Here is a 19704-nt window from a genome sequence, read left to right on the forward strand (position 1 = left end):
GCAGAATGTGAGGCGGAAGAATGACAAAAAAATGTCCGAAGTGCGGGAACGAATTCGATGCAGAATTAACGACCTGCCCAACATGTGGCTATTCACTAACTGACACAACAGTTGATAAAGAAGAAGTGGAAACGACTTCAACAAATATAGATTTTGAAACACAGGAAAATGAACAACACGAAGATCAATTAAATGAGAATATTGAATGGTCTGAGTTAAAAGATATGAGCTTAGGCCATGTGATGGAACTGTTTGGCGAATCACCAGAAGAAGAAAGTAATGATGACAAAAAAGAAGAGTCGACAGAAGATAACTTAATACTCTCTGATTCAGAGGATGTTTCTGGTCTAGAAGCATCGCTTCAAGAAGGGGCTAGTGAGGAGACTCATGATTCGGTGGAGGAGTCGATACCAGCGACAGAAGAGACGCCTACTCATTCAACAGAAGAAAAACTAGCAACGGACGAAGCAGTTAATTTAGAAGAAACAACAGAAGAAACAACAGAAGAAACAACAGAAGAAACAACAGAAGAAACAACAGAAGAAACAACTACTGTTGAAGCAGAAACAGCTGAGGTATCTGAGACAGTGAAGTCAGAAGAGGAAGCTTTAACAGAGATTTCAGGAACTGAAGTTATCTCTACTACTTCTGAAGAAGAAATTTTTTCACAACCACCGATAGAAGATCAAGATGTCACACCAAACGAAACTTTGCAAGCTTATATTCAAGCGCATCGAGCAGATACAGAAATGTCTGAAAATCCATTAGAAGAAACAGCAGAGACCCAAGAGTTAGAAAACAGCGGTGAGGCAGTATTAACCCAAGCCGAAACACCAACTGAATCCATTTCAGATTCTGAAGAAGGGCTAACAAGTGCAGCGTCGCTAGAGGAACCGAGCGAAGCTGATACAACCGAGGAAAAAGTTTCAGATTCAGGTGTGATACCACCGATGAATGAAACTGGGAATGCTCAACCAGCGCCTGCTCCAAAGAAACCATCAAAAAAAGTGGCTTTCGTTGCGCTTGCGGTTGTTTTATTAGCTGGAGGTAGTGCTTGGGCGTATCATGATCAAACGCAAAAAGCTGCCGCGCAAGAGGCGGCGGCACTATCCAAGAAAACAGGTACGCTGAAAGATGAACTAGCAGCCTTTTATACCACAAAGGAGCAAGTTTTTATTAAACCCGATATGGTGACTGTTAGTCCAGAAAAACTCTCAAAACAAGTCGCGGAAATTAAAGATTCAGAAGAGTATTCTCAATTAAATAAACAAATTCAAACATTGAAAGAGAAACAACAAACCATTCAACAAATCAACCAATTATTTGAGGCCCCGATTGTCAATGGCAATGAGTTGAAACCGGCGATTCTAGCTGCTGATCAACCAATTTCCGTAAAGAAATTAACAGGAAATGATCCGTTTGACCAATTGATGAACCAAGCAATCGATCAAGCGAACCAACAATACAACCAATTACAAAAAGCTAAAAAAGCGGTTGAGGTCATTTATAAAGATGGAAAAACTACCAATCAGCTGAATCGAGACACGTATCAAGCTGCTAAGGCAGAAGTAGATAAAGTAACAAGTGATAAGCTGAAAAAAGAACTGGTCAAACAAGTGACGACAGCTGACCAAGCGTTAACCAAGGTTGAAGAAGAACAGAAAAGAATTGCAGAAGAACAAGCTGCCGCAGAGCAAGCAAAACAAGCAGAAGAACAAGCGAAACAAGCTGCTGCTGCAAAAAAAGAGAACGCTAAGAAGGAAGAAACAGCAAAAACAGAAGCGAATGGCTACACGGCGCCGAACAGTGACGGGGTTTACACTAGTCCGCTTTATGCGCCAGATGCTGCCGATATCGCTGATAGTAGCAATCCAGCGTGGACATGGGCACCAGGTGTGAAAGAAAAAGTCTTAGACACAGTGATTGCTCGTGGCTATGTTGTTCCTGGTGGATATTCTTTAGAACCTGCCAAAATTGTGAATGGCGAAGGTTACTACAATCTTTATGCAACAAACAATCAATCAAAATTATTAGAAGGCACTACAGAGAAAAATGTTCACATGTATTTAGTTACAATCAATGCTAAAACAGGTTGGTTCAAAGGGAACGCTTCTCGTAATGCAGGGCAATAAAAGAAAATAGAAACAATCGAACAAAAGCGGAAATCTTTTGTTCGATTGATTTTCCTTGAGGAGTTAATGATAAATGAGAGAATTACTAGCAACAACATTTACCGGCATTGTGGTCGATGAAAATGAACAATTTTATTTTGTTCAAAAAAATGGCATCACATTCCGTTTAAAAAAAGAAGAAGGTACGCATGCTATAGGGGAGGCTGTAGAAGGGTTTGGTTATTTAAATCAAAAACAAGAACCAGCACTGACAACTACAATTCCTACTGTGCGCATTGGTAGCTATGGCTTTGGTACTGTCACAGGAACGAGACGTGATTTAGGTGTCTTTGTGGATGTTGGCTTACCAGATAAAGATGTCGTTATTTCGTTGGATGAATTACCAACCATGCGGGAACTTTGGCCTAAAAAAGAAGACCGAGTAATGGTTACTTTAAAAGTGGACAGTAAAGACCGCATTTGGGGCGAATTAGCAGATGAAAAAGTCTTTAAAGCCATGGCAAAACGCGGGAATGCTGAAATGCAAAACCAAAACTTAACTGGGCATGTGTATCGTCTGAAACTTGCAGGAACGTATATTTTAACTGATGATTTATACATTGGATTTATCCATCCTTCTGAACGTTTCCAAGAACCACGTTTAGGTGAAAAAGTAGTGGGACGTGTGATTGGCGTGCGGCCGGACGGCGTATTGAATCTTTCATTAAAACCAAGAAGTCATGAAGTAATCAGCGATGATGCGTTAATGATTCTAACTTTCTTAGAAAGAGCAAACGATCACCAAATTCCTTTCACCGATAAATCAAGCCCTGATGAAATTAAACAGACTTTTGGTATTAGTAAAGCTCAATTTAAACGCGCTTTAGGTCATTTAATGAAACAAAAATTAATTAAACAAGAAGATGGTAAAACAATTCTAATTGGCTCGTTGGAGCAATCAAAAGAAAAAAATTAAGGTAGCTAATTGAGAATATCTTGCAAATTACAGTTATTTCTTTTATAATTATTTTAATTTGATTGATAAATTAAGTTTCTTAATTTGTAATCATTCTAAACAAGGAGCTGTAATAATGGATTCGACTGCTGCTTTAAAAAAGACAAAAAAACAATTACATGAATCAGGCTTTAAATTAACACCACAACGGGAAGCAACCGTACTTGTATTATTGGAAAATGAAAAAGATCATTTATCAGCAGAAGAAATTTACTTCTTGGTAAAACAAAAAAGTCCGGAAATTGGTCTAGCAACAGTCTATCGAACGCTAGAAATTTTAACAGACTTAAAAGTCGTTGATAAAGTGAGCTTTAACGATGGTTTAGCTCGCTATGATTTAAGAAAAGAAGGCGCCAAACACTTTCACCACCATTTGTTATGCTTAGAATGTGGCACAATTGAGGAAGTGGAAGAAGACTTGCTTGGTGAAGTAGAGCAAATTGTTGAAAGTCGGTATCATTTTTTAGTCAAAGATCATCGCTTAACTTTTCATGGTATTTGTCAAAGTTGTCAAAGTAAACATTAAAAAAACTGCCTTGCATTAATTTATGCAAGGCAGTTTTTTATTCATTGGAATTATAAATTAGCGAATTTTTCCAATAAGCGAATCATTTGGCAAGTAAAACCATATTCATTGTCATACCAAGCCACAGTTTTCACTAATTGGAAATCGCCAGCTGTCGTTACTTCTGTTTGCGTTGGGTCAAAAATCGAACCTTCTGTCGTGCCGATTATGTCTCCAGAAACAATTTCACGATCATCATAACCGAAAGAAGGGTTATCAATGGTGTGTTTTTTCATTGCTTCATTTACTTGATCAGCTGTTACTTTTGTTTTTAAAATGCTAACTAATTCTGTTAAGGATCCATCCACAACGGGAACACGTTGGGCATGGCCTTGTAATTTTCCATTAAGTTCTGGAATAACTAAGCCAATTGCTTTAGCAGCACCAGTTGAATGGGGAATAGTATTGTCTGCAGCAGAGCGTGCCGCACGAAGATTTCCGCCACGAACAGGGCCATCTAATAGCATTTGTGTTGATGTGTAGGCATGGACAGTTGTCATGGTACCAACTTCAATTCCAAATTCATTATTTAAAAAGTAAGCCATCGGTGCTAGACAGTTTGTCGTACATGAGCCGGCAGAAATGATTTTATCGTTGGCATCAAGTGTATCATCATTGACGTTATAAACGATTGTTTTCATTGCGCCTGCAGGAGCAGAGATAACCACACGTTTCACACCTGCATCTAAATGAGCTTGTGCTTTTTCTTCAGAGGTATAAAAACCTGTACATTCAAGGACAATGTCTACTCCGTTTTCTTTAACCCAAGGGATTTTACTTGCATCTGGTTCTGCGTAGACACGGGTTTCTTCGCCGTCAACCACAATGCCATTTTCAGTGGCTGTCACGGTGCCAGGATAGGTGCCATGCGTAGAGTCAAATTGTAATAAGTGAGCCAACATTGTTGGGCTAGTCAAATCATTGATAGCCACAACTTCAATATCATCAGAAACTTCTTTTATTCGGCGAAAGGCTAAACGACCAATTCTTCCAAAACCGTTAATTCCTACTTTGACTGTCATAACAAAAATTCCTCCTTTAGATGTTTGTGTTTCTTTGGACCCTTGCTGAAAAAGTGATTTTCTTCAACTATCTATAGTATGAACCTCTAAAATTTTTTTGTCAAAAGACTGATAGCGAAGCGACAAAAAGAAAGCGAAAGATTCATGAGAAATTTTGCTTTTTCCAACGATAACTAACTAGAATTGCTAGACAAACGGTTGTTTTCCCGATACAATAATAAAGACTTTCGAATCACGCTTTTTGAGGTGATTAAAGATAGTAGAAGTAGAATAGGAGGACAAATTATATGTCCATGTTTTTAGATCAAGTGACGATTGATGTCAAAGCTGGTAAAGGCGGCGACGGAATGGTTGCTTTCCGTAGAGAAAAATATGTACCAGACGGGGGTCCCGCTGGTGGTGATGGCGGTCGCGGTGGCGACGTTGTTTTAGTTGTTGAAGAAGGATTACGCACATTAATGGATTTCCGGTTTAATCGTCATTTTAAGGCGACACCTGGAGAAAATGGTATGAGTAAAGGAATGCACGGTCGTGGTTCAGAAGATTTACTTGTCAAAGTTCCACCAGGTACAACAGTTCGTGATGCAGAAACTGGAGCCTTAATTGGGGATTTAATTGAGAATGGTCAGACCTTAGTAGTAGCAAAAGGCGGACGCGGTGGTCGCGGGAATATTCGCTTTGCTTCCCCAAGAAATCCTGCACCAGAAATTGCCGAAAACGGCGAACCGGGCCAAGAACGTAAAATCGAATTAGAATTAAAAGTTTTAGCAGATGTTGGCTTAGTTGGGTTTCCTTCTGTAGGGAAATCAACGTTACTCTCTGTTATCTCGTCCGCTCGTCCGAAAATTGGTGCCTATCATTTTACGACGTTAGTTCCAAACTTAGGGATGGTGACTACTAGTGATGGTCGAAGCTTTGCTGCAGCAGATTTGCCAGGCTTAATTGAAGGAGCTTCTCAAGGTGTCGGCTTAGGAACACAGTTCTTACGCCACATTGAACGGACGCGTGTTATTTTACATGTCATTGATATGAGTGGCATGGAAGGACGCGATCCTTACGAAGATTATTTGGCAATCAATAAAGAATTGGCTTCACACAATTTACGCTTGATGGAACGACCTCAAATTATTGTTGCCAATAAAATGGACATGCCTGAAGCAGAAGAGAATTTAGCGAAATTTAAAGAGCAACTTGCGAAGGAACGCACCGATGAGTATGCCGATGAGCTACCTATTTTCCCAATCTCTGGGGTTACTCGTAAAGGTATTGAACCTTTATTAAATGCAACAGCTGACTTGTTGGAAGTAACGCCTGAATTCCCATTATATGAAGATGAAGTGGTAGAGGAAGAAACCGTTCGTTATGGCTTCCAACCAGAAGGTCCAGAATTTACGATTGATCGTGAACCAGATGCTTCATGGGTTTTATCTGGTGAAAAATTAGAAAAATTATTTGAAATGACGAATTTCGATCATGATGAAACAGTAATGCGTTTTGCACGTCAATTACGTGGTATGGGTGTCGATGAGGCATTACGAGCACGTGGCGCGAAAGATGGCGACATTGTTCGGATTGGTAATTTTGAATTTGAATTTGTCGAATAAGCATAAAACCAGTTCACTCAGTGAACTGGTTTTTTATTTTAAAATTAGTATTAAATCACCGAATAGATTGAAATAATATTTTTAATAGCTTATAATTTTAAATGTAACAAAATAACAAACGAAAGGAGCGAAATTGAAATGGAAAACAATCAAGCAATGGTTCCTAAGTTTTCAGTTAAAAGTGCCGGTTTTCTTTTTAGTATGGGGCTCTTATGTGGTGTCCTGTTGCCGAGTGTTTTATTATGGACTTTCAATCTGCCGTTTAATATTGGTGCCATGATTTTTTTGCCTGTTGGGATTGCTTTTGCGTTAGCGTATAGTCATTATTTTATTGAAACGAAAACAGGTTTTTGTAAGCGTTTTATTTGGTTGTTTTTAATTTCTCTTATTTTATTAGAGCTTATCTCTTATTTATGGCTGATTAAAGGAGTTATTTTTTAAGAGAAAAACAGAGGAGAGTGTTATTTATGTTAGATAAACTGACTGTTTGGATTGAAAATCATCTAGCTGGACCAATGGCTAAAATTGCCAATCAGCGCCATTTACGTGCGGTGCGGGATGGGATTATTGCGACATTACCTTTAATTATTGTCGGTTCTTTTTTTCTAATTATTGCGTTTCCGCCGTTACCAGAATCTTGGGGCATTACTCAATTTTTAACAAGTAATGCTGCTACAATCTTATTGCCTTACCGAATGACAATGTACATTATGGCGTTATATGCGACTTTTGGCATTGGCGCTAGTTTAGCGAAATCATATAATCTTGATCAAGTCTCTGGAGGGATTTTGGCTACGATTGCTTTTTTATTAACATTAGTACCTGTAGCGATTCCTGAAGAAGCCAGTAAAGCAGCTGGCGTTTCGGGGTTTGTTTTACCAATGGCTAATTTGGGTGGTGCAGGGATGTTTGTCGGGATTGTGACGTCAATTATTGCTGTCGAAATCTATCGAGTGACAGATAAGTCTAAGTTCAAAATTACAATGCCTGATAACGTTCCACCTGCTGTTGCTCGTTCATTTGAATCATTGACTCCGACGTTAATTGTCATGTTATTGATTGGTTCAATCACTTATTATTTAGGCTTTGATTGGCACACATTTGTGGGGAACTTGGTGGGACCACTAGTTCAAGCAGCGGACTCTTTATTGAGTGTCTTGCTGTTAGTCTTTTTAACCACATTTTTCTGGTTCTTTGGGATTCACGGCGCTTCAATCGTAGGATCGTTGGCGCGTCCTCTATGGCTACAACTATTAGAGGAAAACACGACTGCTAAAGCAGCTGGCGAAGCATTACCTCGGATTGCGGCAGAACCTTTTTACCAATGGTTTATTTGGATTGGTGGTGCTGGAGCCACAATTGGTTTAGCTATATTATTAGCCTTCCGGGCAAAATCAGAATATGGTTCAAAACTAGGAAAAGCTATTTTAGCACCGTCTATTTTTAATATTAATGAGCCAGTTATTTTCGGTGTACCGATTGTCTTAAATCCTATTTTAATGATTCCTTTTATCTTTGCACCAATGGTTTTAGCAACGATTGCTTGGTTTGCCACAAAATTAGGTTTAGTAAGTGAAGTTGTCTTTACCGCTCCTTGGACCTTACCAGGACCAATTGGCGCCTTTATGGCGACAGGCGGCGATTGGCGTGCTGCTGTTTTGAATATTGTTTTAATTCTAGTGGCCATCTTGATTTACTATCCGTTCTTTGTAGCTTATGATAAAAATGAGCTTGCCAAAGAACAAGGCAAACAAATAGAAGAATAAAGAGTGTAGCCGTTTAGTGTCCAGAACAAAAGGTGATGACCTTTTGTTCTGGACCTATTTGTTTATAGGCGATGAAAATTCTCAATTTTTTTGAAATGTATAGAAAATTTTGAGAAAAGAAACGCATAAAAAAGTGTAAAATATTATATATATAATGAAAATGGTTTTCTTTTGTGTGAACATAATAAAGTTATTGTTAACTAAAAGAGAAAAGGGGTATGAAAATGGTTAGAACGAAGGTATATACAAAGGAAAAAATCTTAAACGTAGCTGAAAAAATTTTAGTAGATAAAGGTTTTTCTAATTTAACTGCTAGAAATATTGCAGACACTATGGGGATTTCTACGCAGCCAATTTATTTAGAATTTGTCAACATGGACGATTTAAAACGAACCTTAATTAAATCGTTATTTCATCGTATGCAATTATTTTATAAAGCAGATGTCGGTGCCTCAGACCCAGTGATTGCATTGGGTCTGAACTTTATATTATTTGCCCAAAAACATCAAAAAATCTATACGGCGTTATTTATGAAAGCACATGGTTATGAAGAAGAATTGCAGCAAATGCTTCAAGCTTTTTTTGAAGAGCGTTTATTATTGGATAAAAAATATGTACAAATGGACAAAGGAAAATTTGTCGAATTATTTCCTAAAATGGTGGTAATCTATTTAGGTTTAGCCACAGCGGTTACAATGAAAACAATTGACTTAACTAAGAATCAAGAAATTCAATTATTAAGTCAATTATTGATAGAAGAGTAGTGTTTTGTTATTTATTCAAAATAAAAAAATACGACATAAGTCTGAGAAAAAACTGGTCGTTGCGCCCGAGGAAGGATTGTTTAAAACTTGCTATACTTTGGAAGAAGTAACAGAGAATAATTACTCGGGAGGATTTATGTGATGAAATTTATTAAATTTTTAGTGGTGACAGCAATTGTTATTGGTGGTGGTTTATTTGGGGCGAAGTTTTACGCAGAGAAGAACTCTGGCGAATTAGCTGGTGTGTTAGATCAATTAAATCCATTGGTTAAAGAAGGAAATGTGTATGTTAAAACAAAGAAAGCCGATAGCGTTAATGGCTATGGAATTGCTAGTTATACGCAAGTAGCCGCAGATGAGGAAGGCAAAACGCGAGAAATAACTTTCACAGCGGACCATGAATTAAAAACAGATCATTATCTAAAAGTCTCAAATAAAGGGGCCCACATCAATACGTATGAAGAGGTCAATCAAGACCAAGTACCAGAAAAGGCATTACAAGCGATTCAAAAATAACAAAAAGTCAGAACGTATCTTCAGCGTACGTTCTGACTTTTTGTTATTTTTTTGCTTCTTGAAGAATATTGATTTTTTCAATTTTAACATCGGTTTTTGGTTTATCGTTGGCACCAACTTCGACTTTGGCAATTTTATCGACAATATCCATTCCTTTGGTTACTTGACCGAAAACAGTATGTTTTTTGTCAAGAGAAGGATAGCCGCCTTTTTTGTAAGCATCAATGATTGCTTTTGGATAATCATCATATAAAAGACCATCAGATTGATCATCTGTATTTTGGACAATAAAGAACTGACTGCCGTTAGTATTAGGTCCTGCATTCGCCATTGATAATGCGCCACGAATGTTATATAACTGGTTTGAAAATTCATCTTCAAATGGTTTATTCCAGATGCTGTTTCCGCCAGTTCCATCACCGCTAGGATCGCCACCTTGGATCATAAAGTTATTGATGACGCGGTGGAAAGTCAAGCCATCATAATAGCCATCTTTGGCATGTTTCATAAAGTTCTCGACAGTTTTTGGAGCCTGTTTAGGAAATAGTTTGATTTCAATATTTCCCATTGAAGTAACCATTTGGACTAAGTCTTGATCTTCGGCAACTTTGTCATTTAGTTGTGGTAAATCTAGTGAATTTAAGTCGACCGAATCCTTTGTTTTGCTTTCACTGGATTTAGCGATAGAATCACTCGTTGCGGTCGTGCCTTTATTATTGGTCGTGTTACAGCCTGCTAAAAGCAAGGTGAATGCTGCAACTGAAGCAACAGCAAGCATTTTCTTATGTTTCATCTGTTTTCCTCTTCCTTTCACACTGACAATTAGGTTCTTTTTTATCATAACAAAAGAGAAGATAACAAACCAGTGGAATTTTTATAAGATTTCCTATAGGAAAGGTGTAGACCACTTTTGTTTTTTTTGTTACAATGTAAGCAGATACATTATTATGTTTTACAATTTAGGAGGCAATCATATGGGAAAATTAGGTATTTCAATTTATCCAGAACGTTCAACATTTGAAAAGGACAAAGCATATTTGGATTTGGCTCATAAATACGGCTTTAAGCGTGTCTTTACTAGTTTATTGCAAATCAATGATGATCGGGAAAAGGTATTAGCAGAGTTTAAAAAAGTCGTAGATTACGCCAACCAATTAGGTATGGAAGTGATGGTCGATATTAATCCTGCATTGTTCGAACAATTAGGCATCTCTTATGATGATTTATCATTTTTCCATGATATGGGCGCTTACGGTATTCGTTTAGATCTTGGCTTTACTGGGCAAGAAGAGGCGAATATGACAAGAAACCCTTATGGCATTAAAATTGAAATTAATATGAGTTCAGGGACAAGTTATGTAGATAATATTATGGCCTACTCACCAAACACAGAAAATTTACTAGGCTCACATAATTTCTATCCACATCGTTATACAGGCTTAGGCTATGAGCATTTTGTTTATTGTTCAGAAAAATTTAGAAAATATAATTTAAATACGATGGCGTTTGTGAACTCACACGATGCTACATTTGGACCATGGCCGACACAAGATGGATTATGTTCTTTGGAAGACCACCGCGATTTAGAAATTGCAACGCAAGTTAAGCATTTAGTTTTAACAGGATTAATCGATGATATTTCTGTCGGAAATGCTTATGCCTCAGAAGCAGAATTAGCAGCAATGGCAGAAGCCTTTCATGCACCGTATCCTTCGATCAAAGTGGATACAGAACCAGAAATCACAGAAGATGAAAGAATTGCATTGTTCGATAACTTACACAGTTATCGTGGAGATCGTTCTGATTACGTTTTGCGTTCAACAATGACACGTGTTTACTATAAAGATCGTCCTTTCCCAGCTCATACAACGAGAGATATTGTTCGAGGCGATGTCTTGATTGACAACGTTGGCTATGGACAATACAAAGGGGAAACACAAATTGCTTTAAAAGAAATGAAAAATGATGGCCGTGTAAATGTGGTTGGTCGTATTTCTGATGACGAACGTTTCTTATTAGAATTTTTGAAACCATGGTCAAGTTTTAAACTTATTGAAAATAAATAATTTTTAGTTTCCTATAAATAGATAAGTGGAGCATAGCGTAAAAGGTAATATTTTTGTGCTATGCTTTTTTTGTCGCAACAAAATTGTCTCATTGTAGTGGTAAAGAAAGATGGTTGAATCTTTGAATGGTAGTTGTCAAAAAAAGGGTGACAACTTATAATGAATCATACAGTTTAAATAAAAGGAGTACGTAGATGAATCGATGGTTAAAAATTTTGATTGCGCTTATTGTAGTAATTGCAATTGGTTTAATTGCGGCAGGCTTATATTTTTATAATTATGCAGTAGTTCCAGGAAAGAAAGACTTTATAAATGAGAACACCCCAGGGTCAAAAGTAGTCCAGACACCTGAAGGCGCGTGGTTTAAAGATGACAAAAATCGACAAGAATGGTCAATTACTTCGAAAGATGGGCTACGTCTAAAGGCCATTTATTTACCAGCTGACAAAAAAAGTAATCGTACCGTTATTATGGCGCATGGTTATATGGGTTCGGCAGAAACGATGTCTGTCTTTGCGAAAATGTATCATGCTTGGGGCTACAATGTGTTAGCGCCAGATGCGCGTGGTCATGGGAAAAGTCAAGGAGATTATATTGGGTTCGGCTGGCCCGATCGTAAAGATTATGTCCAATGGATTGAGAAAGTTTTAACCGAAAATGGTCAGCAAGAACAAATCACTTTATACGGTGTCAGTATGGGTGCTGCTACAGTCATGATGACGAGCGGGGAAAAATTACCAGATAACGTGAAAGCCATTGTGGAAGATTGTGGCTATTCTACAGTCAATCAGGAGTTGCAATATCAATTGAAAGAGCTTTTCTATTTACCAAGTTTCCCATTAGTTAATGTTACTAGCGGGATTACGAAACTTAGAGCTGGCTATTTCTTTGGGGAAGCAAGCGCTGTTAAGCAATTGCAAAAGAATCATTTACCAATGCTCTTTATTCATGGTGAAAATGATACGTTTGTGCCGTTTAGTATGTTAGACGAAGTTTATAATGCAACCCAAGGACCTAAAGAGAAATATGTCGTGCCTGGAGCAGAGCATGCGAAAGCTTATAATAAAAACCCAGAAAAATATAAGGAAACAGTAGCTGCTTTTCTAGATAAATATATAAAATAACAAATTTATTCTTTACTAATAGTAGCAAAAACAAAAGACTTGTTCTTAAGTTAACGACTTAGTGAACAAGTCTTTTGTTGTCAGTTGATTTTTTTTAATAAGTTGGAATTTACCCATGCAATCTAGGGCATAATCTGATAGGATAGTACTAGAAATGAGGGAAGGATAATGGAAGAACAATTAGTCGATTATTTACACTATTTACAAATAGAGCGGGGCTTATCAAATAACACACGACGGAGTTACGAACGAGATTTAAAAAAATACGTAGCCTTTTTACAAGAACAAGGCCTGCATTCTTGGGACGAAGTTGACCGTTACATGATTACAGAATTTTTGCAATCCCTTCACGAAGAACAGCAAGCTTCAGCAAGTGTGATTCGGATGATTTCTAGTTTGAGAGGATTTCATCAATTTTTACGTCAAGAACGCTTAAGCGAACATAATCCGATGCAACATATTGACTCCCCCAAGAAAGTTCAAAAATTGCCAAGTACATTATCTGTTGACGAAGTGACTCGATTAATTGAAACGCCTGATACAAGTAAACCACTAGGTATGCGGAATCGTGCTATTTTAGAAGTGATGTATGCAACGGGCCTGCGAGTTAGTGAGCTAATTGAAATAAAATTAGGGGATCTGCATTTATCCATTGGTTTATTGCAAACAATCGGAAAAGGGGACAAAGAACGAATTATTCCTTTAGGCGATTATGCGATTCAATGGATTGAGCGCTATATGAACGAAGCCAGACCTCAATTGATTAAAAATCATCCGAATGAAACACACCTGTTCGTTAACCATCATGGTGAACCGTTATCTAGACAGGGCATTTGGAAAAATTTAAAACAGATTGTCCGAGAAGCCCAGATAGAGAAAAATATTACGCCGCATACATTACGGCATAGCTTTGCGACACATTTGTTGGAAAATGGCGCAGATCTTAGAATCGTGCAAGAATTATTAGGACATGCAGATATCTCCACGACACAAATTTATACACATATTACCAAACAACGAATGGCAGATGTTTACAAGGAACATTTTCCTCGGGCTTAATTTGCGAGAATGCCCACAAACGAATAAATTTATGGTAAACTAGGAAGTCGAGAAAAGAAAGTAGGTGTCGTTTTTGCAAGAAATTAATTTAAAACTAGATGTCTTTGAAGGACCACTGGATCTTCTACTACATTTAATTCAAAAATTAGAAATCGATATCTATGACATTCCCATTACAGCAGTAACTGAACAATACATGTCTTATATTCATGCGATGCAAACCTTAGAGTTAGAAGTCGCTGGAGAATATCTAGTCATGGCTGCCACCTTAATGGCTATTAAAAGTCAGATGTTGCTTCCAAAACAAGAGCTTGAAATCATTGATGATGAAGATTTTTTTGAAGAGGAAGACCCACGGGAAGCTTTAGTAGCTCAGTTATTGGAGTATCGGAAATTTAAATATGCAGCGACTGTTTTACATGAAAAAGAAGAAGAACGTAAACTCTATTATACAAAAGAACCAATGGATATGGATGATTATAAAGAGGAAGATACAACACTACCGCCTAATCAAATTAATACAATTGATTTATTTCTAGCCTTTCATGCCATGTTAGAAAAGAAAAAAAATCGCCAGCCTGTTGAAACAACTGTTGCCAGTGACGATGTTTCCATCGAAGAAAAAATCACCGTTATTTCAGAGCGTATGCGTCAAGTACAGAAAGGGAAGGCAGTGTCGTTTGATTCTTTCTTCGATTCTTATTCCAAACAAGAAATTGTGACAACGTTCATGGCTCTTTTAGAATTAATGAAAACGGGCGCGATTTATGCTGAACAAGAAAATAATTATAGTGAAATTTTGTTATTTAATACAGAAACCCAGCAGGAAGATACAACAGAGGTGGAGGAAACACAGTGACATTAGTTAGTCAAATTGAAGCAATTTTATTTGTGGTTGGCGAAGAAGGAATTGGCTTGGAAGAGCTTGCGTACTTATTAGAGAAGTCAACAGCAAAAACCTATGAAGAATTAACGAAATTGAAAGAACATTATGCTTCTGACAATAAATCGGCATTGAATATTTTAGAAGTCGGCAATCATTTTGTCTTAACAACGAAGAAAAAATATGCCTCATTACTAAAAAAATATGCGCAATCGCCTATGTCGAACGCTTTATCACAAGCGGCGCTAGAAACATTATCCATTATTGCTTATAAGCAACCAATTTCGCGTATTGAAATTGATGAAATTCGTGGCGTACAGACTTCTGGCTCTATCCAAAAGTTAGTTGCCCGTCAGTTGATAGAAGAAAAAGGCCGCGTCGATGGTCCTGGTAGAGCAATTTTGTATGGCACAACGAAGTATTTTATGGATTACTTTGGGTTGAAAAGTTTAGATGAATTACCAGATATCCAACAAATGGAAGATGAATTAGAAGAAGAACTACCAATGGATCTATTTTTTGATCGTTATCAAGAAACGAACCCAATGTCTGAAACAACAGAAGGCGAGGAAGTTTAAACAATGGAAAGATTACAAAAAGCAATTGCTCATGCTGGGGTGACTTCGCGTCGCAAAGCAGAAGAATTAATTGTCAAAGGTCGCGTAAAAGTCAATGGCCAAGTGGTCAAAGAATTAGGAACACAAGTAAGTAAACAAGATACCGTTGAAGTTGATGGTGTACCAATTTATCAAGAAGAATATGGTTATTATTTATTCTATAAACCAAGAGGGGTTATTTCTGCGGTGTCTGACGATAAAGGCCGTAAAGTAGTAACGGATTATTTTACAGATGTTACTGAGCGAATTTATCCAGTCGGCCGTCTGGATTATGATACTTCTGGGTTGTTACTTTTAACGAATGATGGAAGTTTTTCACAAAAATTAACCCATCCTAAACATGAAGTAGATAAAGTCTACGTAGCAAAAATTAAAGGTGTACCAACTAAACGGGATCTATTGCCATTAGCCAAAGGCATTCGCATTGATGGCAAACGCACAGCACCAGCCAATTTTCAAATTCTTTCAGCGGACATTAAAACAGGTAGCAGTGTCGTGGAATTAACGATTCATGAAGGACGTAATCATCAAGTGAAGAAAATGTTTCAAGCTGTTGGTTTCCCAGTTCAAAAATTAAAACGTGAACGTTACGGTGAGTTGACCTTACAAGGATTGCGACCAGGGCAATATCGTGATTTAACTAAAAAAGAAATCAGTCAATTATTAAATCAAGCCAAATAAGATAAAATGACTCGATCTCTTCGCGCTTATGGCGGAGGGATTGTTTTTTTTTGAGAAACGAAACAATCAATGAAATTTAATAAAAAGCTTAGTTAGTTGCATTCATTGTTCAAATCGGTTACACTAAGTAAGTAAAAAAATATAATACAAGGTTCGTCTTCAGGGGCAGGGTGTAATTCCCGACCGGTGGTTATAGTCCACGACTCGTTTTTAACGATTGAATTGGTGTAATTCCAATACCGACAGTATAGTCTGGATAAAGAAGATAGGGCTTATTTGAGACGCTTTTTCATCAGATAATCCTACTCTATTTTTCCCTGCAGAAAAATAGGGTTTTTTTGTATGACAAAGAAGCGAATCAAAAAGTTCGTTGAAGATGGGTCCTTAATTGGAGGATTTCAGATGAACAACAAGGTACAAAAAATGGTCAGCATTGCAATGTTGGCTGCAATCGGTACAGTATTACAATTTGTGGCATTTCCGATTATGCCAGCGTTTAGTTTTTTGAAAATCGATTTTAGTGATATTCCGATTCTACTCGGAATGTTCTTGTACGGACCGTTAGCAGGAGTAATTACTGCTTTTGTTCGTTCGTTGCTACACCTGTTCTTAACCGGACTAGCACCGCAAAATATGGTGGGAGATTTCGCTAGCTTTTTAGCAAGTAGTATCTTCACCTTGCCAATTTTTTATTTCTTTGGTAAAAAGAAAAATATCCGTACAAATCGTATAGTGGGCTTAGTAAGTGGGATTTTAGCCTTGACAATTTTCATGAGTATTGCGAATTATTTTGTCATTACACCCATTTACTTACAATTATATGGTGTGACCACACAACAATTTTTAGGAACATCTTTAGCAAGCTACGTGGCGATTGGTATTGTGCCATTCAACCTTATTAAAGGCCTCTTAGTCAGTGGTGTTTTTCTAGTACTACATGCGAAGTTATTGCCATGGCTATCAAAAAAACAACATACTATTCAGAAAAAAACACCGTTAACAAAATAAATGATAAAAAACCTGCTGTTGAACAATGTTTGACAGTGGGTTTTTAAAATTTACGCCTAAAAGAAAAGAGGTTGTCATAATCTGTCATCATTCTGTTAAAAAATACTAAACCATCTGCATTGTAATTTTAACTTTCCCTTGGTATGATAGAAATCATCAAAGAAAGAGGAGTTTTCCTGAGTGAAAAAGTGTAAAAATTGTCGTCATGTGAATCGTGATACGGAGTCCTTTTGTGAAGAATGCGGCGCTCCGCTAATGAATGAATCAATGCATCAAGAGGAAAACCAAGCACAACCATCAATGAATAAAGGGAACGAATCTACTCCTCTCAGATCAAAAAGAAGCTGGATCTGGGTGTTTCTTTTTGTGTTCATCGTTCTTGGAGCGGGTAGCTATTTTCTCGGGACGCATTATTTTTCTAAGGAACAACAAATTTCTCATTTTATTGAAGCGATTGAGAATGGTGATGCCCAAGAATTAAGTAAAAAAATGAGGACGAACGAGTCTGAATTTCAAGTGAATCCGCAAAGCATTAAGCCTTTAATCACTTATTATCAAAAAAATCCAACTGAGCTAAAAAAATTAGAAAAAGCGCTATTAAAGGATAAAAAGCTACATGGTTTAACTATTCGTGAAACAAGTCAAACAGCATTTTTCTTTCACCGTTATCAATTCATTTTAACGCCTGTTTCTGTTCAGTTAACGACGAATCAGCGCGGTGTGACGCTGGCAATGAACGGGCGGGAAGTGGGCACTTCCGACTCAACCACTTATCAAAAGGAATTGGGACCCTTAGCGCCAGGACAATATACTTTTACAGCCACAGTGAAAGATAGCACTGGCGAACCTGTTATCACAGAAGAGTATCGTTTATTAGAAGAGGAAAATTATATTTCTAGTATTCCTTTAGATTTTAAACGAATGAATTTTGTTGTGGAAAGCAATCTGCCAGACGCAGATATTTATATTAATGATCGGAAAGTTGGTACGCTAACAAATGGAAGCAAAACGATTGGCCCTTTGTTCTGGTCCAAAGGGATGACGATTCAACTTAAAAAGACGATTAATGGAGAAGAAATTCAAACATCAAAAGAAACGATTGGTGAAAATGATTTTGTCGAAGCGCTCTCCGATAATCCAACGCTACAATTGAATTTTCCGTTAGCTAGCGACTATGATGCCCGCAAAGCGCTAGAAACCTTTTATCAAGCATTTGCCAAACAAGTGAAAAGTCATACGGATAGTACAGAATTTGCTAAAAAATATCTCGTTGGTGGGGAAAATAATCCTCAATTTCCTTCTTTTATTGAAGCACTTGAACGATTACGTGAAAAGAAATCGACCGATGTTTCACCAGATTTTGAAGTGACCATTAATACGCTACAATTGGATGGTAAAGAAAATTACCATGTCAATTATTATTTAGAAGCCAAAAATTCTAAAGCAAAAGAAAATGGTCTTCGTTATGAATGGATCAATGGCCTAAATGATCAAATTCATTTAGTCAAAGAACCGCTAAAAGAAGGACAATTACAGTTTGTTTCGATAGATGAACAAACACTTGCTTGGCTCGAAAAAATACTCTAAGCAAAAATGAGTGCTAAATTATTTAGCACTCATTTTTGCTTATTTCTATTGCACGCGTGGGACATTTGCGGTACGCTTTTAACACATTCTCGCGTTCGTTTTCTGGAATAAATTGTTGTCGAGCATGCGGCTCGTCTTTAAAAAGGACAATCCCATGATCATCATAATCAAATATATTGGGCGCATAAACTTGACAAAGTCCACAAGCAATACATTTTTCAGGAACTAAACGTGATTGCATAAACAGTGACACATCCTATCTAAAAGAGGTTTACTATGGAAGCAACTTTTATTTTAGCGTTATTATCTCACGGATACAAGGTACGTGCATCAACTTTGTATCATCTTTTAAAAGGCAAACGGACTAGCTCTGTTTTGATTTATGGTTTTTTATATGATTGTTTACGATTCATTGGCTGGTGGCCAACGATTTCCGAACAAGCCTATTTTCAATTTCTTGAAAAACTTTCGAAGGCGAAACAAATTCAGTATCACAAAGAGACAAATGAGATTCAACTAACAAAAGAAGGGCAACTATTTTTAAAGGAGCACCATTTTTCGTTGCTGGATTATCCTGCAATTGATCTTTATCGTTTTGGCAGAAGTGATCGAGAAAGTTGGCAACTCATTCAATTTGCCGTGCAAGTGACTTCGTATTTATCATTTGAGGAAAAACAGTATATTCCACTTTTATCAACACCGATTCCGCAACTATATTTGAAACGATGGTTACAACAAGACAAGAAAGAGCAGCGCATTCAATCAATCAAAGAAGAACTGTTGCGAGGGTTTGAGTTACTACCTGAAGCAGAAAGCGACTATTTGGTTGCGCAACTTTCTGGTTATCAGCAAACTGGCAAAGTTCCTCAGCAATTAACAAGCCATAAGACAGCTCTTGAACAGCGTTTATGGCATACGCAAGCGGTTCATCATTTACTGCAGTTGATAATGTACGGAGGAAACTATCCTGCTTTACAAACGCTTGTATGGCCGTATATAGAAAAAAATCTAAACCAAAGTATGCAAGAAACCCAACGATTGTTAACGGAAGGCAAGACGCTTCAAGAAATTGCTGAGCAACGAAAAATAAAACCGAGTACCATTCATGACCATCTATTAGAGTTGGCTATTCAAGGGCAGCTGCAGGTGTCTGTTTATCTTGAAAAGGAGGCAATACTCCAAAACTTGGCTCAAACAGAACAAGATCCGCGGTTGTGGGTGTATCGGGATTGGCGAGCGCAAGAAGCGACGCTTTCTTATTTAGATTTCCGCTTATATCAAATCCAACAAATTTGGCAAGAAAAGGAGTGAGTATT

Annotated in this window: 20 protein-coding genes and 1 riboswitch; of the genes, 17 read left to right on the top strand and 3 right to left on the bottom strand. The window is 37.5% G+C overall.

Features of this window, described 5'->3' with window-relative positions; all coding sequences use genetic code 11:
* The first annotated feature begins 20 nt into the window (after nucleotides 1–20).
* The 3 genes from IGM09_RS06125 to IGM09_RS06135 all read left to right on the top strand — a co-directional run bounded on the left by IGM09_RS06125 (nucleotide 21) and on the right by IGM09_RS06135 (nucleotide 3652).
* Complete coding sequence (locus IGM09_RS06125; RefSeq protein ID WP_113826050.1) at nucleotides 21–2132, top strand: cell division site-positioning protein MapZ family protein; 2112 nt, start codon at nucleotides 21–23, stop codon at nucleotides 2130–2132.
* A gap of 73 nt (nucleotides 2133–2205) precedes the next feature.
* A complete protein-coding gene (locus tag IGM09_RS06130) occupies nucleotides 2206–3087 on the top strand; it encodes a CvfB family protein (protein WP_002361792.1) in 882 nt (293 codons plus the stop codon).
* A gap of 115 nt (nucleotides 3088–3202) precedes the next feature.
* Nucleotides 3203–3652, top strand: coding sequence for a Fur family transcriptional regulator (locus IGM09_RS06135; RefSeq protein WP_002357640.1), 450 nt, complete (start codon nucleotides 3203–3205; stop codon nucleotides 3650–3652).
* Between the two features lie 50 nt (nucleotides 3653–3702).
* Here the strand turns inward: IGM09_RS06135 and gap are convergent, their stop codons facing one another.
* The gene (gap, locus tag IGM09_RS06140) at nucleotides 3703–4713 is read right to left on the bottom strand and encodes a type I glyceraldehyde-3-phosphate dehydrogenase (protein WP_002357638.1); all 1011 of its coding nucleotides are present in this window, start codon (nucleotides 4711–4713) and stop codon (nucleotides 3703–3705) included.
* A gap of 287 nt (nucleotides 4714–5000) precedes the next feature.
* Between gap and obgE the strand changes: the two genes are divergently transcribed.
* The 5 genes from obgE (at nucleotide 5001) to IGM09_RS06165 (ending at nucleotide 9363) form a co-directional block, all read left to right on the top strand.
* A complete protein-coding gene (obgE, locus tag IGM09_RS06145) occupies nucleotides 5001–6317 on the top strand; it encodes a GTPase ObgE (RefSeq protein WP_002384537.1) in 1317 nt (438 codons plus the stop codon).
* Between the two features lie 138 nt (nucleotides 6318–6455).
* Nucleotides 6456–6758, top strand: a complete 303-nt coding sequence (locus IGM09_RS06150; protein WP_002357636.1) for a hypothetical protein — start codon at nucleotides 6456–6458, stop codon at nucleotides 6756–6758.
* A 26-nt stretch (nucleotides 6759–6784) separates the two neighbouring features.
* A complete protein-coding gene (locus IGM09_RS06155; protein ID WP_002363934.1) occupies nucleotides 6785–8083 on the top strand; it encodes a PTS sugar transporter subunit IIC in 1299 nt (432 codons plus the stop codon).
* A 218-nt stretch (nucleotides 8084–8301) separates the two neighbouring features.
* Complete coding sequence (locus IGM09_RS06160) at nucleotides 8302–8847, top strand: TetR/AcrR family transcriptional regulator (protein ID WP_002380280.1); 546 nt, start codon at nucleotides 8302–8304, stop codon at nucleotides 8845–8847.
* Nucleotides 8848–8988: 141 nt separating this feature from the next.
* Nucleotides 8989–9363 (top strand): YxeA family protein, encoded by a 375-nt coding sequence (locus IGM09_RS06165; protein ID WP_002357632.1) that lies wholly within the window; start codon nucleotides 8989–8991, stop codon nucleotides 9361–9363.
* Between the two features lie 43 nt (nucleotides 9364–9406).
* On the opposite strand, the gene IGM09_RS06170 is transcribed toward IGM09_RS06165, so the two are convergent.
* The gene (locus tag IGM09_RS06170) at nucleotides 9407–10156 is read right to left on the bottom strand and encodes a peptidylprolyl isomerase (RefSeq protein WP_033624962.1); all 750 of its coding nucleotides are present in this window, start codon (nucleotides 10154–10156) and stop codon (nucleotides 9407–9409) included.
* Nucleotides 10157–10337: 181 nt separating this feature from the next.
* On the opposite strand from IGM09_RS06170, the gene IGM09_RS06175 reads away from it, so the two are divergent.
* From IGM09_RS06175 to IGM09_RS06210, 8 genes are all read left to right on the top strand, one after another.
* Complete coding sequence (locus tag IGM09_RS06175) at nucleotides 10338–11429, top strand: DUF871 domain-containing protein (RefSeq protein WP_002360357.1); 1092 nt, start codon at nucleotides 10338–10340, stop codon at nucleotides 11427–11429.
* A 194-nt stretch (nucleotides 11430–11623) separates the two neighbouring features.
* A complete protein-coding gene (locus tag IGM09_RS06180) occupies nucleotides 11624–12553 on the top strand; it encodes an alpha/beta hydrolase (RefSeq protein WP_033624963.1) in 930 nt (309 codons plus the stop codon).
* Nucleotides 12554–12721: 168 nt separating this feature from the next.
* Nucleotides 12722–13612 (top strand): site-specific tyrosine recombinase XerD, encoded by an 891-nt coding sequence (gene xerD / locus IGM09_RS06185; RefSeq protein ID WP_002360354.1) that lies wholly within the window; start codon nucleotides 12722–12724, stop codon nucleotides 13610–13612.
* Nucleotides 13613–13676: 64 nt separating this feature from the next.
* Nucleotides 13677–14471 carry a segregation/condensation protein A gene (locus IGM09_RS06190; protein ID WP_024041750.1) on the top strand — a complete coding sequence of 265 codons (795 nt, stop codon included), beginning with the start codon at nucleotides 13677–13679 and terminating at the stop codon, nucleotides 14469–14471.
* Nucleotides 14468–15073, top strand: a complete 606-nt coding sequence (scpB, locus tag IGM09_RS06195) for an SMC-Scp complex subunit ScpB (RefSeq protein ID WP_113826051.1) — start codon at nucleotides 14468–14470, stop codon at nucleotides 15071–15073. The genes IGM09_RS06190 and scpB overlap by 4 nt, the downstream gene beginning before the upstream one ends.
* 3 nt (nucleotides 15074–15076) lie before the next feature.
* Entirely contained in the window at nucleotides 15077–15793 is a 717-nt protein-coding gene (locus IGM09_RS06200; RefSeq protein WP_002357624.1) for a pseudouridine synthase, read from the top strand.
* 151 nt (nucleotides 15794–15944) lie between these two features.
* A riboswitch (FMN riboswitch) is annotated at nucleotides 15945–16064 on the top strand.
* Nucleotides 16065–16135: 71 nt separating this feature from the next.
* Nucleotides 16136–16801 (top strand): ECF transporter S component, encoded by a 666-nt coding sequence (locus tag IGM09_RS06205; protein WP_002382314.1) that lies wholly within the window; start codon nucleotides 16136–16138, stop codon nucleotides 16799–16801.
* A 255-nt stretch (nucleotides 16802–17056) separates the two neighbouring features.
* Nucleotides 17057–18388, top strand: a complete 1332-nt coding sequence (locus IGM09_RS06210; protein WP_002398998.1) for a zinc ribbon domain-containing protein — start codon at nucleotides 17057–17059, stop codon at nucleotides 18386–18388.
* A 22-nt stretch (nucleotides 18389–18410) separates the two neighbouring features.
* Here the strand turns inward: IGM09_RS06210 and IGM09_RS06215 are convergent, their stop codons facing one another.
* The gene (locus IGM09_RS06215; RefSeq protein WP_002357617.1) at nucleotides 18411–18629 is read right to left on the bottom strand and encodes a ferredoxin; all 219 of its coding nucleotides are present in this window, start codon (nucleotides 18627–18629) and stop codon (nucleotides 18411–18413) included.
* Nucleotides 18630–18664: 35 nt separating this feature from the next.
* Between IGM09_RS06215 and IGM09_RS06220 the strand changes: the two genes are divergently transcribed.
* Nucleotides 18665–19699: a helix-turn-helix domain-containing protein gene (locus IGM09_RS06220; protein WP_033624964.1), complete on the top strand. Its 1035-nt coding sequence runs from the start codon at nucleotides 18665–18667 to the stop codon at nucleotides 19697–19699.
* The last annotated feature ends 5 nt before the right edge of the window (nucleotides 19700–19704 follow it).

The organism is Enterococcus sp. DIV0167 (genome assembly GCF_050541555.1).
Taxonomy (GTDB): domain Bacteria; phylum Bacillota; class Bacilli; order Lactobacillales; family Enterococcaceae; genus Enterococcus; species Enterococcus faecalis.

Bases quoted from the DNA above. Each gene is read 5' to 3' on its own strand.
- IGM09_RS06130 (WP_002361792.1), top strand. From the start codon at position 2,206: ATGAGAGAATTACTAGCAACAACATTTACCGGCATTGTGGTCGATGAA.
- IGM09_RS06205 (WP_002382314.1), top strand. From the start codon at position 16,136: ATGACAAAGAAGCGAATCAAAAAGTTCGTTGAAGATGGGTCCTTAATT.
- IGM09_RS06210 (WP_002398998.1), top strand. From the start codon at position 17,057: ATGAATGAATCAATGCATCAAGAGGAAAACCAAGCACAACCATCAATG.
- IGM09_RS06160 (WP_002380280.1), top strand. From the start codon at position 8,302: ATGAAAATGGTTAGAACGAAGGTATATACAAAGGAAAAAATCTTAAAC.
- IGM09_RS06200 (WP_002357624.1), top strand. From the start codon at position 15,077: ATGGAAAGATTACAAAAAGCAATTGCTCATGCTGGGGTGACTTCGCGT.
- IGM09_RS06215 (WP_002357617.1), bottom strand. From the start codon at position 18,629: ATGCAATCACGTTTAGTTCCTGAAAAATGTATTGCTTGTGGACTTTGT.
- IGM09_RS06220 (WP_033624964.1), top strand. From the start codon at position 18,665: ATGGAAGCAACTTTTATTTTAGCGTTATTATCTCACGGATACAAGGTA.
- IGM09_RS06180 (WP_033624963.1), top strand. From the start codon at position 11,624: ATGAATCGATGGTTAAAAATTTTGATTGCGCTTATTGTAGTAATTGCA.
- IGM09_RS06165 (WP_002357632.1), top strand. From the start codon at position 8,989: ATGAAATTTATTAAATTTTTAGTGGTGACAGCAATTGTTATTGGTGGT.
- IGM09_RS06155 (WP_002363934.1), top strand. From the start codon at position 6,785: ATGTTAGATAAACTGACTGTTTGGATTGAAAATCATCTAGCTGGACCA.
- obgE (WP_002384537.1), top strand. From the start codon at position 5,001: ATGTCCATGTTTTTAGATCAAGTGACGATTGATGTCAAAGCTGGTAAA.
- IGM09_RS06170 (WP_033624962.1), bottom strand. From the start codon at position 10,156: ATGAAACATAAGAAAATGCTTGCTGTTGCTTCAGTTGCAGCATTCACC.
- gap (WP_002357638.1), bottom strand. From the start codon at position 4,713: ATGACAGTCAAAGTAGGAATTAACGGTTTTGGAAGAATTGGTCGTTTA.
- IGM09_RS06175 (WP_002360357.1), top strand. From the start codon at position 10,338: ATGGGAAAATTAGGTATTTCAATTTATCCAGAACGTTCAACATTTGAA.
- IGM09_RS06125 (WP_113826050.1), top strand. From the start codon at position 21: ATGACAAAAAAATGTCCGAAGTGCGGGAACGAATTCGATGCAGAATTA.
- IGM09_RS06135 (WP_002357640.1), top strand. From the start codon at position 3,203: ATGGATTCGACTGCTGCTTTAAAAAAGACAAAAAAACAATTACATGAA.
- xerD (WP_002360354.1), top strand. From the start codon at position 12,722: ATGGAAGAACAATTAGTCGATTATTTACACTATTTACAAATAGAGCGG.
- IGM09_RS06150 (WP_002357636.1), top strand. From the start codon at position 6,456: ATGGAAAACAATCAAGCAATGGTTCCTAAGTTTTCAGTTAAAAGTGCC.